We start from the raw sequence: 18,676 nt of genomic DNA, 5'->3' as shown, positions 1-18,676 counted from the left end.
CTCAGCTCGCGTCGGTCTGCTGGATGCTGTCTCCGCGGTTGTTGATCGCGATGTAGGTGCCGATGCGCCGGAAATCGTTGATCACGCCGAACATGCTCTTGTCCGACGGCAGGAGGGTCCGCAGAGGAGTGTCAGCGGCCAACTGGGCGAGGAACGCCTCCTTGTAGGCGTTGTAGACCCTCGCCGTGTAGTTGGGCTCCTTCGCCGCGTTCATCCGGTAGTCGTTGGTCACCGCGATCGAGGCGAGGTCCATGAGATAGCAGTCCATCAGGTCGGTGACGTCCTTGGACTTCGCGTTCTCCTCCCCGTTCGTCGCGTCCTCCGCCAGGATCTGGGCCATCTTCAGGACGATGTTCCGGTAGATCCCGTGCCGCGTGCTGCTGGGAAAGGCCGCCATGATGTGGTCGGCCTGGCCCGCGCCCTCGGTGTTCATGGTGCGCGGCGTCCTGAGGTCCGCCAGGCCCGGCACGGTGAGCGGGACTCCCTCGAACATCGCCTCCTCGTCGGGGATGTCCCTGTTCCTGGAGGCCAGGGGGTGCAGGCCGATCTCATGGGCCAGCATGCCCATGATGTAGCCGATCTCGTACTTCTCGAAGTAGTAGCTGGCCAGGTTGATGTCCACGCCGTCCTCGCCACGGTCGATCACGTCGGCAGGCGTCTCGGTGGTGCGCAGGCGGAGGGTGATACGGCAGGGACGGTTGCCGATGTAGTCGCGGATCGTGTCGTGCTTGCGCAGCAGCTCGATGATGCGGACGGCCTTGTCGCGGTACCTGTCGTTCGTGTGCTTCAGGTTGGTGAACTCGAAGTTCCCCGAGGAGAACGGCACATAGGCGGATGCCGGTTCATCGGGCGTGGTGTTCGAGTCCTGCGGCATCAGGGCCGGGACTCCGTCGGCTGCCGTGCCGTCGTGCGGCTCGGGCAGGGAGACCGGGTCCACCCACACGGACTTGTGCGGGACGGACACGGCAGCGGCACGGGCCGTGTCCCAGGTCTGCTCGCTGTCCTGCCCGATGTCCTGCTCGGGGGCCGGAGTCACGTCCCCGATGAGCGCGCCGAGCAGGTCCAGGTGCCGGCCGCGCAGGCCGGAGGCGGCGAGAGAGGGGTCCTCGGGGGGCTCGTTCAGATCGCCCAGCAGGCTGCCCGGAATGTGGGGACGGTGCGGGGAGGTTGCGTCACGGTACTCGTCACGCAGGCCCAGCTGGTGCGTCAGTTCGTGGACTATTTGGACCGGGTCGGCGTCCGCCCACCAGGTGTTCTGGTCCATCACGCGGTCCCGGCCCGCCAGGTCCACCGTCAAGTGCGGGTCAGCGGCCGGGTCGACATGCTCGACGGTCACGTGCAGACGGTCCCCGTTCGGCAGGCGGTGGGCAGGGTCGTTCAGGAACTCACGCACCCCTGCCTCAAGACGGTCGCGTACCTGGGCGGCCTGGTCCTGCGGACCCCGTATCGCGAGCCGTACCGTGAGGTCGGTGACCGGCTCGCCCTCGTACGAGAACCGCCGTGTGTCGAAGCCCGACCGCACCACGAAACGCGGGCGACCGTCGCGCGAGCCGCGCAACCGCGGTGTGGCGGCCTGGGTTTGCGGTGCGGTCGCCCGGGTCTCGTCCGGGAGCCGAGGGTGTGCCTCGTCGGTCGTGACGGGCTGCTGGATGCTGTCTCCGCGGTTGTTGGTCGCGAGGCTGGTGGCGAGTTGGGCGAAGTCCCGTACGACGCCGAACAGTCCCTTGTCGGCCGGCAGCAGGGGGCGGGCGGGGCTGTCCTCGGCCATGTGCTGGGTGAGCAGGTCCTTGTAGGCGTTGTAGACCTTGGCGGTGTTGCCGGGCTCCTTGGCCGCGTTCATCCGGTAGTCGCTGGTGATCGCGATGGAGGCGACGTCCATGAGGTAGCAGTCGATCAGGTCGGTGACGTCCTTGGCCTTGGCTCCCTCCACGCCGGCCTGTGCGGCCCGGGCCAGCATGTCGGCCATCTTCACGACGATGTCGCGGTAGATCCCGTGCCGGGTGCTGCTGGGGAAGACCGCCATGATGTGGTCGGCCTGGCCCGCGCTGTCGGTGTTCATCGTGCGCGGCGTCTTCAGGTCGGCCAGTCCCGGCACCGGGAGCGGAATGCCCCGGAACATGGCCTCCTCGTCGGGGATGTTCGGGTTCCGGGAGGCGAGGGGATGCAGGCCGATCTCGTGGGCCAGCATGCCCATGATGTAGCCGATGCCGTACTTCTCGAAGTAGTAGCTCGCGAGATTGATCTCGACCCCGTCCTCGCCGCGGTCGATCACGTCGGCCGGGGTTTCCGTGGTGCGCAGGTGCAGGGTGATGCGGCAGTGGCGGTTGCCGATGTAGTCGCGGATCGTGGGGTGATCCCCGAGCAGCTCGATGATGCGTACGGCCTTGTCGCGGTACCTCTCGTTCGTGTGCTTCAGGTTGGTGAACTCGAAGTTCCCCGACTTGAAGGGGGTGAGCGTCGCGTCCTGCGGCATGCGGGCCGGCACTTCGGTCCCGGTGTCGGCGGACCGGGGCAGGGAGACCGGGTCCACCCAGACCGACTGGCGCGGGACCGGTGTGGTGCCCGTACGGGCCGCGTCCCAGGTCTGGTCGTCGTGCTGGGGGTGCGGGGTCACGTTGCCGATGAGGGCGCCGAGCAGGGCGAGGTGCCGGTCGCGCAGGCCGGCGGGCGTGAGGGAGGAGTCCTCGGGCTGCTCGTCCAGGGCGCCGAGGAGGCTGCCGGGAATGTGGGGGCGGTGCGGGGAGTCCGCGTCGCGGTACTCGTCGCGCAGGCCGAGCTGGTGGGTGAGTTCGTGGGCCAGTTGGACCGGGTCGGCGTCCGTCCACCAGGTGTTCTGGTCCATGGCCCGATCGCGTCCGGCGAGGTCCACGGTCAGGTGCGGGGAGTCCGTGGGCTGGACCAGTTCGACGGTGATGTGCAGTCGGTCGCCGTTGGGGAGCCGGTGGCCGGGGTTGTTCAGGAACTCGTGTACGCCCGCTGTGAGCCGGTCGTACACATGGGTCGCCTGTGCGTCGGTACCGCGCAGGGCGATGCGGACGGTGAGGTCGGTGACCGGCTCGCCGTCGTACGAGAACCGGCGGGCGTCGAAGCCGGAACGCACCACGAAGCGAGGGCGGCTGTCGCGCGGACCTCGCGGCTTCGGCGCACCGGTCGGCCGCGGCACTGTGCCGGTGCCGGGCTCCGGAAGCCGGGAGCGGGCTTCGCCGGTGTCGGTGCCGGTGCCGGTGCCGGTCTGGATGCTGTCGCCCTGGTTGTTGAAGGTGAAGCTGGAGCCCAGGCCGAGGAAGTTGCCCGTGACGTTGTACCAGCTCTTGTCCGCCGGCAGCAGCGGGCGCACCGGACTGTCCTGGGCCAACTGCGCGGCGAACATCTCCTTGTACGCGTTGTAGACCTTCGCCGTGTAGCGGGGTTCCCAGGCCGCGTCCTTGCGTCGGTCGCTGGTGACCGCGATCGTCGCCAGGTCCATGAGATAGGTGTCGATCAGGTCCGTGACGTCCTTGGCCCTGGCACCCTCCTCCCCCGCTCGCGCGTCCTCGGCCAGCACACCCGCCATCCTCACGACGATGTCGCGGTAGATCCCGTGCCGGGTGCTGCTGGGGAAGGCCGCCATGATGTGGTCGGCCTGGCCCGCGTCTTCGGTGCTCATCGTGCGCGGCGTCTTCAGGTCCGTCAGTCCGGGAACGGCCAGCGGCACCCCCTCGAACATGGCCTCCTCGTCGGGGATGTTCGTGTTCCGGGAGGCGAGGGGGTGCAGGCCGATCTCGTGCGCCAGCATGCCCATGATGTAGCCGATGTCGTACTTCTCGAAGTAGTAGCTCGCGAGATTGATGTCCACGCCGTCCTCGCCGCGGTCCGTCACATCGGCCGGCGTCTCCGTGGTGCGCAGGTGCAGCGTGATGCGGCAGGGACGGTTGCCGATGTAGTCCCGGATCGTGTCGTGCTTGCGCAGCAGATCGATGATGCGGACGGCCTTGTCGCGGTACTTCTCGTTCGTGTGCTTCAGGTTCGTGAACTCGAAGTTCCCCGACTTGAAGGGGGTGATGGTCGCGTCCTGCGGCATGCGGGCCGGGACATCGGTCCCGGGCTCGGCGGACCCGGACCCCGGCAGGGAGACCGGGTCCACCCAGACGGACGTGCGAGGGACGGGCGTGGTGGCTGTGCGGGCCGTGTCCCAGCTCCGCTCGTGCTGTTCCGGCTGCGGGGTGACGTCGCCGATCAGGGCGCCGATCAGGGCCAAGTGCCGGTCGCGCAGGCCGGTGGCGGTGAGGGAGGAGTCCTCGGGCTGCTCGTCGAGGGCGCCGAGGAGGCTGCCGGGGATGTGGGGGCGGTGCGGGGAGTCGGCATCCCGGTACTCGTCGCGCAGGCCGAGCTGGTGGGTGAGTTCGTGGACGAGGTGCGCGGGGTCCGCGTCCGCCCACCAGGTCGTCTGGTCCATCGGCCGGTCCCGGTCGGCCAGGTCCACGGTCAGGTGGGGCGAGTCGGAGGGGGCGACATCCTCGACGGTCACGTGCAGACGGTCGCCGTTGGGCAGGCGGTAGGCAGGGTCGTTCAGCAGCTCCCCCACTCCTGCGGCGAGTTGACGGCGTACATGTGCGGCCTGGTCCTCGGGGCCGCGTATCGCGAGGCGCACCGTGAGGTCGGTGACCGGCTCGCCGTCGTAGGAGAACCGGCGGGCGTCGAACCCGGAACGCACCACGAAGCGGGGACGGTTGTCGCGCGGACCTCGTGGGACCGGCGGGGTGGCGGCGGGCTCTTCCAACGCGGGCGGCATGGTCTGCGGCAGCCGCGGGGCCGCACCGGGCGCCGGGGAACCAGGCATGGCGTCCGTGTCCATCGTCTCGTCGCCGGACTCGTACTCCGACGAGGACCCGGCGGGATTCTGCGCGTTCGCGCTCTCGGTCCTGTCGCCCTGGAGCACCCCGCCCTGGTCCAGGTAGGCGCCGATGTCGTCGGCGTTGTCCCTGATGTGCCGCATCAGTTGGGGCCGCTGTCGCATCCACTGCGGCATGCGCCAGCCGGGGAAGAACATTCCATGTGTACCGGACGCCTGCACCCGGTAGCCGAGCGCACTGCCGATGTGCGTGTTGACCGCCTGATAGGCGAGGTCGCAGGAGGCGCAGGCCATCTTGAACCCGCCGAGGTGCAGCGTCTGGGGCGCGTTCGGGTCGCCGGGGTTGTTCTCCCAGTGCTCGACCCAGTGCCCCAATAGGGTCAGCTCACCGTGCTCGGAGCCGTACGATCCGGCCGTCGGGGTCCCGTCCCGGCCCGCCACGTTGAGGATGCGCGGACTCGCCAATGCCCGCTTGACGAGGTCGAGTTCGGGTGATTCCGGGTGGTAGAGCCGATACCAGCCGGTGGCCAGGGCCCGCAGCTTCGTGCGGTCCCGCATGTCCTGCGCCACACCGGGCCGCCTGCGCGCCAGCCACCGCTCGTCGCGCTGCCACTGCTGCCGCTCCCCCGTCAGACGCTGCTGCTCCTGCTGAACGGCTGCTTCGTCGTCCAGCAGGGTGTCCCACTGCTGTTGAAGCCCGTCGTCCCACACACCCGACTCGTACTGCTCCTCCAGCCGCGCGTGCAGCTGCGCCTGTTCCCCGGACCGTTGGTCGAGTTCCCGCTGCTCCTGTTCCAGCCGCGCCGACCACTGCCGGTGCGACTCCTCGTCCCTGGACCACTTCTCCAGTTCCCGCACCCGCCGGGTGCCTCCCGGCTCCTGCCCGGAGACGAACCAGCGCAGTTCCTCCTCCACCAGGTCGGCCTCTTCGGCGGTGAGCGCCTTCGCGCCGGTGTTGCCGGCGATGCCGAGTGAACCGTCCGGCAGCAGCCCGACGGCGATGTGCGGGGTGACCTGGGCGTCCGCTTGGCGGTCGGGTTTGCGGAGTACCTCCTTCACCAGGCGGGCCACCCGGTCGAGCATCCGCAGCGTCACCTCGCGGTCCCGCTGGGAGGTACCGGTCGGGCGCGTCTGTGTGAAGGGGGCGCCGATACCGAGGCCGAGCGCCTCCCGCAGCTCCTCGTACTCCTCGGTCGTCAGCCGGCCGGCCTGCTCCGCCTGGTCCAGGGCCTCGGGCACACCGATCCCGGCGTGCTCGGTGAACGCGCTGTCGAACGCCACGTCCGGGAAGCCGCCGAGTCGTGCGTTGCGCCGTCGCACCACGTCCAGTAGGGCGTCGGCCCGCAGCTCGGGCTCGTCCAACAGCTCGGCGAACTCGGTCGCGAACTCGTTCTCCGGGCTGGTTCGGACGGCCGCCTGCTCGCTCTCGGAACCGGAGTCGAGGTCCATCTCGACGTCCGAGTCCGAGTCCGAGTCCGCGCCCGGGCCCGTCACCTCGCCGGCTCCGGACAGGGTGCTCAGGCCGTACGCCTCCTCCTCGTCCGGCATGCCACCGGTCGAGGACACGGACACGGACACGGGCGACGGGGGCAACGGCACGGCGGCCGGGTCCTGTTGCGGCAGCGGCGGGGCCGGCTCGGGGGCCGGGTCGCGCAGGACCAGGGGGACGAAGTCGCCGCCGCGGCGGCGGAGCCGGAGGTGCGGGCCGGCTTCACCGGGCGGACCGGGGTAGGTGTGGGCGGTGCCGTTCTCCTCGATCAGGGTGACGGTGGTGCCGGTCGCGGCGGCGGCCCACTCGGCCACCGCGCGGTCGGCCTCAGGGCCCCAGGGGGCCTCGGCGAGGTGGCGGCGCAAGTGGCCCTCGCGGGCGTCCTGGCTCGGCGGGGGCGCGCCCCGGCGGAGCGTGAGGGGCGGCGGTGTGAAGAGCGAGTCGCGCTCGGCCGGGGTGCCGGGCAGGCCGTTCAGGCGCATGAGCTGGGCGGGCGATGCCCCGGCGCGCACGCGCAGTCGTGTCGCCTCGTGGCGGTCCAGGCCGGGCTGTTGGGAAGCGTGGTGCAGGGCCGAGGAGAGCGCGGCGAAGAAGCCGTTGCCGCGGCCGGTGGGGGTGCCCTGGGTGTAGGTGGCGCCGTCCGGTGCGGTGAGGACGCCGTCGCGGGCGAGACGGTAGCGCGGGCCTGCGCTCTCGGCGGGCGGATGCCAGGGCGGGGTGGCGTGGCTGCGGTGCGCGGGCGTGGGACGCGTCAGCTCGGTGGGGTCGGCCGTGGTCGCCGTCGCCGCCGGCAGCGGGGTGGCGACCGGGGGCGGGGTGCCGGGCGGAAGGGTGGCGTGGAAGTAGCCGTCGGCGGCGAAGAGGACCGGATCGCGGGCCGGGTCGACGGCGGCCGGATCGGTGCCCGGCGGGAGGAAGCTCTGCTCGCGGCCCTCACCGGTGACGACGGTGACCGGGGTGCCGAGGACCCGGGCGGCGAGGGCAGGCAGCAGGTCGGCGCCGCCGTGGTCGCCGGCGCGGCGCTCGGGCGGTGCCGGTTCGCCGTCCGGTCGCCCGGTGCCGTCCGACCGCGGCTCGCCGGTGAACGGGCGCAGCATGGCCGCGGTGGCCAGCGCCACCCGCTGCGCGGGGGTCGGCCAGAGCGTCTGCGGGAGCCGGCCGAAGGCGTCGAACTCGGCCTGCTGGGCGGGCGTCAACCGCACTTCCGCGAAGTCGAGTTCGTCCTGCGTGAAGGTGTCCGCGGCATCCAGGGCGAGGGTGTCGAGCAGGTCCTGGTTGCGGTCCTCACCGAGCTCCCAGGCGAGGCGGTTGCGTGCTGCTCGGACGGCCCGCGCGGTGACCGCGGGGTCGCCGGGGGCGGCCGTGAACCGGGCCGCGAGGTCGGTGCCGAGCAGGTGGGGCAGCCGCCCGCGGTCCTGGGCCACGGCGATGAGCGCGTGGAAGAAGGAGGCGCCGTCGTGCGGCATGTCGTGCACCTCGCGCACCGTGGTGCCGTCCGGCGAGGTGAGCGTGCGCGGGGCGGAGTCGGTGCCGTCGGTGATCCGGTACGGCTCGGGTGCCTCGGAGCGCCAGGCCGGCTCGGTGTACTGCTGCGGCCGGTCCGGCACGGGGACCGTTGCCCGGCCCTGGTGGTGGGCGGTGAGTCGGGAGGCGGCGAGGTGCAGCCGGTGGTGGTCCGCGGCGGCGGCGTCGGTGTGCCGCTCCCAGCGGCGGACCTCTTCGCGGGCGGCCTGCCAGGCGGCGACGGCCGGGGACTGGGCCACGGCCTGCGGCAGGACGGTCGGCAGGTCGGGGTGGTCGTCGCCGAGCGCGGCCTGTTCCTCCGCGCTCAGGTCCAGCCACGTCTCGCGGGCTCGTGCCCGGGCGTCGTAGTAGTTCTTCTCGGCCGCGGCGAGATCGCCCGCCGCCTTGGCCATGTCGTCCCAGGCCGTGCTGACTTCGTCCGGGAACGTGGTGTCGTCCAGGAGGCCGTAGTCGCGGGCGATGTCCTCGCGCAGCCAGACCAGGGCGGTGGTCTCCGCCTCCGCGGCACGGGGGCCCCGCTTGGCCTTGCCGAGCGCGTGCAGCGGGCGGCTGTCGGTGAGGCGGTGGTCCACTTCGGCCACCGACAGCCAGCTCACCGGCAGCGCGAAGAGCATGCTGCGGTCGGTGACGACCTTGAGGTGAGTGCCGAGGGTGGTGTCCGTCGTGCCCTTGAGGGCGGTGCCGTCGTTCGCGCCGCCGATCGGGACCGTCGCGCCCGGATTGGTGACGCCGGCGTTGCTGTTGCCCGCGAGCGGCGAGGTGCCCATCGCGCCCTCGACGTTGTCGGTGATGCCGCCCTCCAGCGCGTCGGAGGTCTTCGACCGCTGCATGGCCTCCATGCGCGGCTTGCTCTCGACGGCGAGCAGCCGGGCGCCGCGGCGGTGCATCTTCGCGTAGAGGCGGGAGTCGGCGGTGTGGGACTGGCCGAAGAGACGGGCGGAGGCCTGGGCGGGCAGCGGAGAGCCGTCGGTGCCGAGCGCCTCGCGGAAACCGGAGGTCAGGCCGACCTGTGCGGTGGCCTCCTGCTGGGCCTGCGCGGGGGCGGTGCCGAGGCCGGTGAGCGGGGTGAGACGGGCCATGCGCACGCGTTCGGCGAGGACCTTGCCGGTGTGGCGTTTGCCGAGGTCGCTGTCGCCGAAGCCGTCGGCGCGGGCAGTGGCGAGGGTCAGCGCGTCCTGCACGTTGGACGCGCCGCGGATGTCCACGGCGAGGATCCCGGAGCCGATGCGGTCGTCGAACGGCAGCACATCCGGGTCGGCGGTGCCGGTGCCGTCGTCGCCGTTCCGCCATGCGGCGATGCCTTCGGGTCGGGCCTGATCGGTCGTCAGCATCCGTACCGCGCGCTCCGGTTCGGGCACGTCCTCTTCGTTGAGCGCACCGTCGGCGCCGTCTCCGTCCGGCGTGAGCAGTCCGGCCGGGACGATCTCGTTGAGGGTGCCGACCGAGGCGACGGCGCGGGGGGAAAGCGCCTCGCCGGTCGCGTCCGTCATCGTGACGGTCAGGACGTAGCTGGTGACGATCTCGGCGTGCGCCTGGGTGGTGGCGATGTTCGGCATCGCGGTGCTGCCGGTGGTCTCGGTACGGGTGCTCGAGCGCTGCTTGGCGGCGGTGCCCTGGAGCGAGGGGTTGGCCAGGAGGACGCCGCTCTCCGCCGCGCGCTGGCCGGTGCCGAGCGTGACATCGGCGCCGCGGTCCTGGGAGGAGCCGTCGGAGTCGTCGCGGGCGGTGGTGCGGTAGTCCTCCAACTCGAAGCCGGTGCGCAGCCGTTCCACGGTGGTGGTGACCGGGGTCAGCTTGAACCGGACCTGTCCGGGGCTGCCGCCGACCGGCAGCCGGCTCGGGCTGGTCCAGGAGCGGTAGCGGACCCGCAGGGTCATGCCGTCGGTCGTCAGCTCGTGCAGGTGGGCGCGGAGGAAGTCCGGGGAGAGCCGCTGGAGGACCTGCTCCCGGTCGTGCGAGGGCACTCCGATCTTCTCCAGCCGACCCATCAGCAGCTGGGCGGCGTGACTCGCGTCGAGTTGACCGCTGGGGTGGCTGGGGAAGCGGCGGCCGCGCAGGAAGGGAGGCACCCGGTAGCCGCCGCCGAGGTTGCGCGGGGTGGTGGTGCCCAGGCCGTCCGGGGCGAGTCCGGCCTCGATGACGTCCTGCATCGGCAGGTGGAACATCACCGCGTCGCGGACGCGTTGAAGCGCGGCGGCGGCCCGGCGCGGGGCGAGGGCACGGCCGAGGCGGTCGGACAGCCGCCCGGCCGCGGAGCTGATCCGGGCCCCGGCGCGGGTGCCCACCGTGCCCATCGCGGCCGTCCAGCGGTCCCGTACGGCGACGGTCTCGACGGCATCGGCGACCACCAGGTACATCCGCCCGCCGTAGGTGAGGGTGGTGTTGCGTCCCCGGGTGAGCGTCTGCGCGACGCTGCGGCCCTTGCCCCAGGCGTACTGCAGGGCGGTCGAGTAGGAGCCGACCACCGCCGGTTGGCCGGGGGCCTGCTGCAGCGGCATGTCGGCGCCCTGGACGCCGACGGTGGTGCGCGAGACGGTGCTCGCGCTGCCGGCGACGCGGTGCTCGTTGCCGATGGTGGCTTCGAGACTGGCCGGCTTCGGGTCGCTCTTGACCCGTAGGTTGTCCAGTTCGCCGCGGATCGCTGCCTTGAGGTAGTGGGTCTGGAACGGCCCAGCGCCGTTGAGTCCGGTGATGCGGGAGCCGAACGGGCCCAGATACTGCCCGAGTTGGCCTGCCACATGAAGGTTCGCCATCGCCCGGCGCAGCGCGCCGCGCACCGGGGCGCCGGGCGCGCTGACGTGCCAGGAGGTGCCGGAGGCGCGGTCGGCGGTGTCCTGCATCAGCTGCTGGCGCTGCCCGCCGCCCTCGGTGCTGAGCACCACGTGCGGGGCGCGCAGCAGCCTGCGGACGAGTTGTTGGGCGGCCGAGTCCGACCTCGGCAACGGGCGGGTGCCGTCGAGGAGTTGGTCGGCCTCGGTGGCGGAGAGCCGTACGGGTGGGGTGGTCGGCGCCGGTCCGGTGGGCGCCGGGTCCGCGGGGGCGTGCCGGTCGGAGCCGTGCGCTGCGGGTACGGCCAGCTCCACCCGGCCCACGGTCTCGCTGCCGCGGCTGAACAGCGGGCGCTCCTCGACCTTGCTGACGAAGACGCCGGCGCCGAGGAGGCCGACCGAGGCGAGCCTGGCCCAGCCGCGCGGGCGACGGTGCCCCTCGAAGGAGGCGCCCAGCTCCACCTGATAGCTGTAGAGGTCGGCGCCGTTCTGGAACATCAGGTGGTCGTGGGTGACCGCTGCCGTGCTGCGGGTGGCCTTCTGGTCGGTCCTGGCGTAGCGGGCGCCCAGGGACACGTTGCCGGTCTGGCGCGGCAGCCCGGCCTCGGGCACCTTGTCGTGGTCACGCGGCGAGATGCCCAACTCGACACCGCCGGACAGGGTGGCGGACGCCTGCTGGCCCTGGCCGGAGACCTCGGTGCCGATCACGGCGTTGCGCAGCGAGCGTTCGCTCATGGTGGTCTCGAACCGCCGGTCGGTGAGCCTCGCCCGCAGGATCAGCGTGTGGTGGCCGCGGCGCACCTTGCCGTCCTCGGTGAGCGTGACCGGCACCCCGGTGGTGGTCAGGTCGTCCAGACTCTGCGCCAGGCTGGGCCGGTTGAGCGCCTCGCGGACCTGTCGGTCGTTGTGCAGCGCGGTCCGCATGCGCCCGTCGCCGTACCAGAACCGGGCCAGCCGCGGGTGCCGCAGCATCAGCGGCGGGGCGAACAGCGAGGGGTACGAGCGGTGCAGGGTGTCCAGGGCGGAGTCCGCGAAGGCCCGCAGGGGGTCCTGGGGGGCGGATTGCCCGTTCTGGTTCTGCGGCGGGTTCGGCTGCTGGTTCTGTGCATCGGTCGGTACGGCGTTCCGCGGTCGGTCGGGGCGGAAGCCCTCGGCGCGGACCTGGCCGCTGAGGTGTACCGGGTCCTCCCGGGTGAGGTACCAGGGCACCGGCGGCTCGGCGTCCGGGTTCGGGCCCGTCTGTCCGGGCGTACGGCTGTCCCAGCCCGCGAGGCGGCGCGCGTCCTGGGTGGAGATCCAGTCCAGGCTGACCACCCGGACCGGACGGGCCGCGGACGGCGGCTCGCCGGCCTTGCGCACCATCAGCGTGCGTTCCACCCGGTAGAGCGCGACCGGATGGTTGCGGAGGCGGCCGGTGGTCTTGCGGGCCGCGTCGGTGCCGAGGTAGTGGCCACGCCCGGTGCTGAGGTCCGCGCGGACCAGCGGGCCGCCCTGGAGGCGTACGTCGGTCTCCGGGCCGACGATGGTGTAGTTGGGGCCGGCGGTTACCTGGACGCCGAAGCGGGTGTCGCGGACGTGGCCGCGCTCGTTCTGGTACGTGGTCTGGGTGAGGTCGCGCAGCTCCGCCTTGACCGACTCGGTGACCAGGGTGGCCCGGTGCGGGATCGACCGCTCGACGACGAGGTGCCCCAGCGGGTGCTGACCGCTCCCCCGGGTCAGCTCGGGCCCGCTGACCGGCCCGGAGAAGCGCCCGAACAGGGCGAGCAGCCGCCCCGGACGTACGTACGAGATCAGTGTGCGGTGCGCCGAACTGCCGGGCCGGGCGCCGGAGATGGCGAGGGCCACGTCCTCCGGCGGGTCCACCAGGTGCAGTCCGGTGGTGTCCGTCATCCTCGGCTCGATGCCGTCCGGGAAGGTGAGCGTCTTGGGCGCCCGTCGGGGCCCCGTGAACGGGATGGTGAGGTCGTCCGGCAGCCGCCAGCTCAGCCCGTCCCGCATGGCGAACTCCGCGGTGTGCACCTGGCTGCGCCGCCAACCGGGGTCCGGGGCAGGCGAATTGTCGGGACCGGTGGTCTTCGGGGGCGCCTCGGTGACCCGTTCCACCCGCACCCGGTAGTGGACGTCGTCCAGGTGCAGGTGCGAGCCCTCGTGGGCGCGGTGCTCGGTCTGGTGGTACGCCTGGGTGCCCAGGGAGTAGTCGGTCCGGCGGGTCCAGCCCAGCGAAACGCCGATCTTCAGCAGCCAGTTGAGCGGCGGGCCCATGCTCAGCGCGGCGGCGATCCGGCGACCGTAGCCGACACTGCGCCCGCCGCCCGTGCCGGCCTGGCCGCGCCGCATGGTGTCCAGCCGGGTGGTGCCGCCGTTGCTGTCGGAGAAGCGTTCCCAGCGGTGGTACGGGAGGGCCTCGACCGTCATCTCGTGGCCGACGCCGGACTTCTCCCGCCCCACGAAGCGTGCGCCGCGCGGGGCGGTGAAGGCGCCGGGCTGCTGGGTCAGCAGGCGCAGCAGTTCCGTCTCGTCGAACTGGGCGCGCAACATCTTCGGCAGCTTCCCGAGGATCTCCTCGGCCACCTGCTCGGGTGAGCGCAGGGTGAGGACGCCGGGGCCGGTGAAGAGGCCGGTCGGCCGGCTCCGCGGGGTGCCGTCCGTGCGGGACCGCGGGCCGCCGTCGCCCGGATCGCCGTCGGGGCTGATGAGCACGGTGGGCAGCCGACTGCCGTCCTCGAAGGTGACGGTGCGCGGTGCCGGGCCCGGTGGCGGGGCATCCTGGCCGGTCAGCAGACGGGCCGGGCGGTGCCGTTCGAGCTGGGTCTCCAGCGGTACCGGGTCGCCCCGGTCGGGGGTCCCGGCGTCGGGACGGTCGAGGTCGGTGATCCCGCCCATGCCGCGCAGCCACTCACCGAAGGGGTCGGAGCCGTCGGGGTCCTCGGTGACCGGGTCTGCCGTGGTGGTGACGGGGTCCGGTACGGCGGTGAGCGGGGCCGTGGCCGGGACCAGGGCGTCGTAGTGGTCGGTGCCGTTGTAGGCCAGGTGCAGGGTGCCGCCCCGGCCGCCTGGGTGGAGGGTGGTGACGAGGGTGTTCCCCGGTGAGTGCGGGTCGGGTTGGACGAGGCGCAGATCGAGGTCGAGGGTGTGCGCCAGCGCCTGCGGGAGCAGGTCGGCGAAGGGAGAGGCCCACAGCCCGGGGAGTTCGGCCGCCGCGGCGATGAGTCCCTCGGTGCCGAGCCGCCGCGCGTCGGCGGGGGTTGGCGCCACGTCGGCGAGGTGCGGGTAGCCGCCGTCGCGGAGGATGCGCCGCCACCGGCGGGCGTCGCCGTCGGTGACGACCTCCTGCGCGATGCGGTTCCAACGCTGGGTGATCCGGCTCCGCGCGTCGGGGTCCCGCACCCCGGCGAGGGCGGTCATCCGCAGGTCGTCCACCACGGCGAGCACCGGGTCCGGGGTGGCCTCGGCCGCCGCGGCGGCCAGTTCGGACCCGGTGACGCGGTCGCGCAGCAGGCCACGCAGCCCGGCGACGTTCCGCGCGGCCCACGCCGGCGGTACGTCCTGGCTGCGCGCGCTGTCGAGCAGCGCCCGGAAGAGGCAGTTCCCGCCGCCCGGGGTGTCGAGCCGCCGGAAGTTCCGGCCGTCCGCCCGCACGGTGTCCGCCGGGTCGGCGGTCGTGGCGCCCTTGCTGAACAGGGTCAGGTCTTCGGCGAGGCTCTCCGGGCGGCTCGGCGCGGGTGCCAGGTCGGGCCTGCGGCGGGCGAGTTCGGCGGTGTCCTCGGCGCTCAGGCCCAGCTCGGACAGCGGCAGCGGGGTACTGGAGAGCGACCAGGTGATCTGCGCGGCCGGCGCGTAGGCGAGACCGCGCACGTCCTCCGGCGAGACCAGGGTGCTCGGCGGGAGCGCGGGCGGCGGCGGGGGCAGCAGGGCGTCGAGCGTGGTGTCGGGGCCGGCGGTGGAGCGCAACTCGGCCGCTGCGCGGAGGAATTCTGTGTACTGCCGCGTGGTGGGTCCGGCCGCCGGATCGAAACGCGCACCGGACCAGTCCGTGACCATCCGGCGCAGCAGGTCCGGGGTCATCCGGCCGTCGCCGTAGCGGGCCGCGGTGTCCGGGCTGAGCCAGCGCAGTCCGTCCACATGGGCGAGCCCGGCGAGCAACTCCCGGTTCTCCGGCCGCTGTTCGGCGTCCGGGCCGAGGGCGTCCCGCAAGGTGCGGATCTGCTGGAGGGTACGGGCCCTGGCGAAGGCGTCGGCCGGTTCCGGGCCCGTGTGCAGGCCGGCGTCGCGTGCCAGTTCGTCCAGGTCGGCGCCGCCGGGCTCAGGGGTGAACAGCCGCCAGCGTCCCGGTCCGTCCGGGCCCTCGGTGAGTACCGCGCGGACGTCTCCGTCCCGGTCCCGGGCCGTGCCCACCTCGGTGGTCGGCGCGTACACCGGCCGTCCGGTGCGGTTCGCCACGTGCTGGGCCACCGGCAGCCCCGCCGCCTGCGGCTGCCGCCCGGTCTCGCAGGAGAACAGCACCAGCGGTCGGTCCTGATCGCCGTCCTGCGCCCAGGACTTGAGCACCTCGCCGAGCTGCACACCGCTGACCTTCACGGTGGGGCGCGCCGCGTCGTCGGTGCCAAGGGTGACGGTACGAGGGGTGCCGTGCCCCGCGAAGTAGTCGGCGCCGTGCTCGGTGCCGGAACCGGGCAGCGGGGCCGGCGGGCCCGTGAACACGGTGCGGGGCGGGGGCGGGACGGGGCTGGTCTCCGGGGCGGCGGGACCGGAGGTCGTGCGCACGCCGCGGAAGGTGTCCTGGCCCAGCAGCGCCCGACGGCCCTCGCTGTGCGCCGTGCCGTCCTCGGCGGGGCTCTGCGAAATGGTCAGCGTCTGTACGGCCCGACCGGGCCGGGGCTTGACGGCCGCGTCCGGCACCCAGCGCCGCAGCTGCGCGAGCGGGATCGTGTGGCCGTCGAGGGTGGTGACGGCTCCGTTGCCCGTCGGCCGCACGGTGATCCGGGCCGGTGGCGGAGGTGAGGGTGGGGGTGGGGGTGGGGGTGTGGTGCCGTCGTCGTTGGGCCCACGTCCGCCGCCGAGGCCGGGTGTGTCTCCGCCGGTTCCGTTGCCGTGCTCCGACTCCAGGTGCAGGTCGGTGGCTGTCTCGGTCCAGGGGCGGGACAGGGTGGCTAGTTTGGCGGTGGCGGGTGAGGGTGCCGGTGCGGTGGTGACGGTGGAGTCGGGGTCGATTCCGTTGTCGTGTACGGGGGTTGTGGACTCGGTGAGCACCTTCTGGGGCGGCGGGTCGGAGGGGATGATCACCGGTCCGCTGTCGGTCGTCCCGGCGCTCAGGGTGGCCGGGCGGGATGCCGGGCCGAGAGCGTCGGCGAGCGGCAACAGTACGTCCGCGCCGGGGAAGTCGGTCTCCGTGGTGACCGTATTGTCGTCCGGAGTCACGGTGGGCGGAGGGCCGGTGAGCGTGCGGACGCGGACCGGGGCGCCCGGGCCCTCGCGGGTCAACTCGACGGCCGCGCGAACCGGGCGCCCCGCCCCGTCCGGCGTGACCGTCGGCCCCAGCACGACGGCTCGATCCGTCCCGGCCCCGTCCAGCAGCTCGACCGCCTGCGGCGACCCCTCCCCCGGCGGCGGCACCTCAGAGACCACGATCGTCAACGGCGCTGTCTGGGATACGTCGCCGATGTCGGCGTACGAGCCGGTGGTGCTCACCTTCGGCGGAGCGGTGGTGATGTCGGCGGCCGGGGTGAGGGGGCTCTCGGAGGAGTCCGAAGTGTCGGTGGAGTTGGACGAGGCCGCCGTCTCCGAGGGGTGAGTGGTCTCAAGGGGTGAGGGGGTCTGCGTCGAAGGCGTGGGCTGCGTCGAAGACGTGGGCTGCGTCGAAGACGTGGTCTCGGTCGAAGGCGTGGGATCCGTCGAAGACTTGGTCTCCGTCGAAGAGGTGCCTTCCGGCGAGGAGGTGCCTTCCGGCGAGAACGTGGACTCTGGAGAAGAGGAGGCCTCGTCCGGTGTGCGGGTGCCTTGGGGCTGCGAGGCGGAGGGAGCCGGGGTGCCTCCCGCGAGGGGCGTGCCACCCGGCCGGGCGCCGGTGCCCGTGCTGCCCGTGCCCGGCGCGGTCTGGGAGCCGTTGGCCGCGACGGGACCCCCGCTGACCTGGCCCGGCCCCGCCGTCGACGTCGTATCGACGTCCTGCTCGGCTTCCACTTCCGGAGTGTTCTGGACGTCGCTCTCCGAAGGCCCCGCGGTGGTGAGCGGATTGTCCACCGTGATCGGCGTGACGAAGCCGTCGAAGGCGCGACGGACCTGGTCGGCGTCGACCTGCACCGCGGGGCTGTTCCCGGCGGGGACCACCCTGATCTCGGGAACCTGCGACAGGTTGCCGTGCAGTCCGTCGCGGACGCCGATCTCCGTGCTGCCGGGCGGCTGGTCGCTACGCAGGGCAGCGAGGTCGCGCAGCGCCTGCTCGCGGACCTCGGCGGGGCCGTTGTGGACCTGCTGCCACAAGGCGTTCTCCGCGGCGGTCGCGGGCAGCGAGCCCGGGGAGTACGGCGGGGGGTCCTGCGTGGTGTAGGACGGCGGGTCCTGGGTGGTGTACGGCTGCGGGTCCTGCGTCGCGTAGGACGGCGGGTCCTGTGTCGTGTACGGCGGCGGGTTCTCCGCGAGGCGGGGTGGCGGTGACGTGCTCGGGGTGCCGGCGCCACCGGTGAGGTCCGCGGTCGAGGGACCACCCGTGCGGTCGGGTCCGTCACCGTCCCGCGTGCGCGAGGAGTCGGCGGTGTCCCGTGTATCGGTGTCGCTGGCGTCGCCCGTGTCCCCGGAGACGGTGGGCGGCTGGTTGCGCAACTTGTCGATGACGTGCCGCAGTTCGGCGCCGCTGTTCAGGGCGGTGTCGGTGAGCGTGGCCTCGACCTGGCTGCTGATGCCCGCGCCGACGAAGGTGGACCAGTTGGTGGACCAGTCACCGTCGAAGGCGCCCTTGATCAGGATCTCGGCGAGCGCCTCGCCGGCGCCTGCGGCGAGGAAGTCGGCCGTCCCCTTGAGCCCGTAGTGCCCGGCCAGCGCGCCAGGCCGGTCGGCGTTGTTGCGCACGAGTTGGTTGTTGCGCCACAGGTCGGGGTTGTTCCGGAAGGAGAGCGGGTTGTCCCGGAAGGTGCGGGGCGGGTTGTTCGTGAGGTTGGGGCCGTTCGCGTTCGCGTTCGGGTCCGGACCGGGCCGGTCGCTCGGGGTTGGGCCGGGGTCGGGGTCCGGCTTGGGGTTGGGGGTCGGGCCGTTGTTCTTGAAGTCGAGGTTCGGGGTGTTCCTCAGGTTGGGGTTGGGCTTGAACTCGAGGTCGGGTCCGTTCTTGAGGAAGTTGTTGTCGTAGCTCTTGACGATGTTCTTCGCGAAGTTGTCGAAGATGCTGGTGAGGAAGCCCGCGGCCGCGCCGAACGCGGCGGACTTGAGGATGTCGTTCCAGTCGAAGCCGTCGGGACGGCGTCCGTCCGGTGCGAAGTTCATCATCGCCAGCCGCACCGCGAAGGTGGTGAACGCCTCGGCGAACGCCTCGGTCAGCGAGGGCGCTATGTGCAGCCGCTGGAGTAGGTGGGTGAGCGTGGTGAGGATCATGAACCGGCTGCGCAGCTTGGCCATCATGATCTGGCTGGCCGAGGCACCGCCGGTGAAGAAGGACATCGCCAGATAGATGGCGATCTCGATGAGCAGCCGGATGACCTCGGCGATGACCTGCCACTTGGACTCCATGATGTCCATGGAGGTCTTGCGCCGGCCCTCGGCGATCTTGTCGAGCTGCTCGGCGAAGTCGCGCAGGTAGTTCTTGCCGCCGTCGTCGATGAGCATGCCCATCGCCTTGGCGTACGACTTGGCCAGGTCGTCCGGCATGACCTCGGCGATGTCGTGGATCGACTTGTCGATCAGTGCGGACATCCTGTCCAGCTTGCGGCCCAGGCCGGAGTACGGCCGGCGGCTGTCGTAGGCGAGGTCCTCGTCGGCGTCGATGAGCTTCTCCCCGGTGAGGATGAAGATCATCGCGTTGACCTCGGGCGATGCCTTGATGCTCATCGGGGGCCGTCCTGGGGGCCGTGCGGGCAG

General features: G+C 72.4%; 1 protein-coding gene. It reads right to left on the bottom strand.

Annotated elements, in window-relative coordinates:
- Position 1 precedes the first annotated feature (1 nt).
- Complete coding sequence (locus tag ACZ7NC_RS13070) at positions 2 to 18,646, bottom strand: WXG100-like domain-containing protein (protein WP_471487606.1); 18,645 nt, start codon at positions 18,644 to 18,646, stop codon at positions 2 to 4.
- Positions 18,647 to 18,676 lie beyond the last annotated feature (30 nt).

The organism is Streptomyces sp. NPDC111802, assembly GCF_055634335.1.
Note: the sequence above shows the minus strand (reverse complement) of the source record. Positions and strands in the feature narration are given on the sequence as shown.